Here is a 2,217-nt window from a genome sequence, read left to right as displayed (position 1 = left end):
CGTCGCCGACGGCGGCAGCGTGGTGGTGGCCTTCCAGCCGCACCTCTACAGCCGGACGGCGGCCTTCGCCTCCGAGTTCGGCGTTGCCCTCGGCCTCGCCGACGCGGTCGTGGTCATGGACGTGTTCGGCGCGGGGGAGCAGCAGATCCCCGGGATCAGCGGTGCGACCATCGCCTCGCGGGTGCCCCTGGCGGCCGACCGGGTCGTCTATGAGCCGTCCTGGTCGGCCGCGGCGGACCGGGTCGCGGCGTTCGCACGCCCGGGTGACCTGGTGCTGACGGTCGGTGCGGGCGACGTGACGCTTCTCGGCGGCGAGCTGCTACGCGTCCTCGCCGAACGCGCCTCCCGCGCCAACTGACCCCTGCCGACTGATCCGCCTTGACCGACTGCGCCGAACCGGACCCCGTTCCCACCGACCGCGTCAGCCGACCGTTCCTACTGACCGCGTCAGCTGACCGTCCCGGCTGGCCGCGCCGGACCGGCCGTTCCGATCGGTTCGGGCGGTTCGGCGGGCCCGGGGAGGTCAGCCGCGTGGAAGTCCGGCCGGAGCGTGGTGTTCACTGCGTGTCGTGACCGGTGAGAACTCTCAGCACGTCCGCTTCCTGGGGATCGCGGGGTCGGGCCTGTCCGCGCTCGCCCACGTCCACCTCGCCCGCCGCGGGGTGGTCAGCGGCAGCGACGCGCAGGACGCCCCCCGCCTGGACGTCCTGCGTGCCGCCGGTGCCCGGGTGCGGGTGGGCACCGTCACCGACCCGGCCGTGCTGGACGCGGAACTCGACGGCGTGGACGTCGTCGTCGCATCCAGCGCGTTTCCCGACGATCATCCTGAGCTCCTCGCCGCCCGCCGTCGCGGTATCCCGATCCGTCGTCGCAGCGAGTGGCTGCCCGAACTGACCGCCGACTACGATCTTGTCGCGGTGGCGGGCTCGCACGGCAAGACCACCACGTCGGCGATGCTCGCCCTGGTGCTGCACGCCGCGGGCATCGATCCGACCGCGGTGATCGGCGCCGAGGTGGCGCAGCTCGGCGGTAACGCGCTGGTCGGGGCCGGGCGGGTGTTCGTCCTGGAGGCCGACGAGTACGGCGGGGCGTTCGCCAACCTCGACCCCGCGCTCGCTGTCATCACCAACGTCGAGTGGGAGCATCCCGACCTCTTCCCCGACGAGGCGTCCGTGCGGCGCGCCTTCACCGCGTTCGCCGCCCGGGTCCGGCCCGGTGGGACGCTCGTGGTGTGTGGTGACGATCCCGGCGTTCAGGCGGTGCTCGCGGCATTGCCGGCCGCGCAGGCGCACGGGCATGAGGACGGGCGTGGACACGAGCGTGTGAGGATCGTCGACTACGGGCTGGAACCGGGCCGGGCATGGCAGGCGGTGGACCTGCGCGGCACCCCGGGCGGGGGCCTGCGGGCGACCGTGCGCCGCGACGGCGACGACGTCGGGACGCTCACGGTTGCGCTCCCGGGCGTCCACACCGTCCTCAACGCGCTCGCGGCGCTCGCGGTCGCCACCGAGCTGGGCCTTGCGGTGCCGCAGACCCTTGTGACGCTCGCGACCTTCACGGGCGCGGACCGCCGGTTCGCGCTGGTCGGCACGGCCGCGCCGACCGACCGCCGGGGCCCGCTGGAGGTGGTGGACGACTACGCCCACCATCCGACCGAGATCCGCGCCACGCTGGCCGCGGCCCGCCAGCGGGCCGGTTCGCGGAGCGTGTGGGTGGCCGTGCAGCCGCACACCTTCAGCCGGCTGGCGGCCCTCATGGACGACTTCGCCGACGCGTTCGCCGACGCCGACCGGGTGTACGTCACCGACATCTACGCCGCCCGCGAGCACGACACCCTCGGCCTGCACGCTGGCGACCTCGCCAAAAAGATCTCCGTACCCGAGGCTACGTGCTACGTGCCCTGGGACGAGCTGACCGAGCGGCTCGCCACCGACCTCTCGGTAAGCCGCTCGAGCGCGCCGGAAGGCGTCCTGCTGCTGACCCTCGGCGCTGGAACGATCACCGAAATCGGCCCGTGCCTGCTCGCGGCACTCTAGCGATCACCTGGTCGCCGGGGACTTGATCGCTGGCCTCCTGATCGCCAGGAGTCTGGTTGCCAGGAGGCCATTGAACAATGGCGTCCGATCAGCTGGCGGGCCACCCGGTCGTGCAGGCCCGGCCGTGGTCATACCGCCGGGCTCACAGCGTCCTCATGCCGGCCCAGTACCTGGCTCAGGC

The 2,217-nt window shown here is 73.1% G+C and carries 2 protein-coding genes; both read left to right on the top strand.

Annotated elements, in window-relative coordinates:
- Positions 1-358, top strand: a 358-nt coding sequence (locus DD1DGNOD_RS18805; RefSeq protein ID WP_430827837.1) for a glutamate ligase domain-containing protein, incomplete at its 5' end; no start/stop codon positions are given.
- A gap of 211 nt (positions 359-569) precedes the next feature.
- Complete coding sequence (gene murC, locus DD1DGNOD_RS18800; protein WP_131770733.1) at positions 570-2,036, top strand: UDP-N-acetylmuramate--L-alanine ligase; 1,467 nt, start codon at positions 570-572, stop codon at positions 2,034-2,036.
- Positions 2,037-2,217 lie beyond the last annotated feature (181 nt).

This window comes from Candidatus Protofrankia californiensis, from assembly GCF_900634765.1.
Taxonomy (GTDB): Bacteria; Actinomycetota; Actinomycetes; order Frankiales; family Frankiaceae; genus Protofrankia; species Protofrankia californiensis.
Note: the sequence above shows the minus strand (reverse complement) of the source record. Positions and strands in the feature narration are given on the sequence as shown.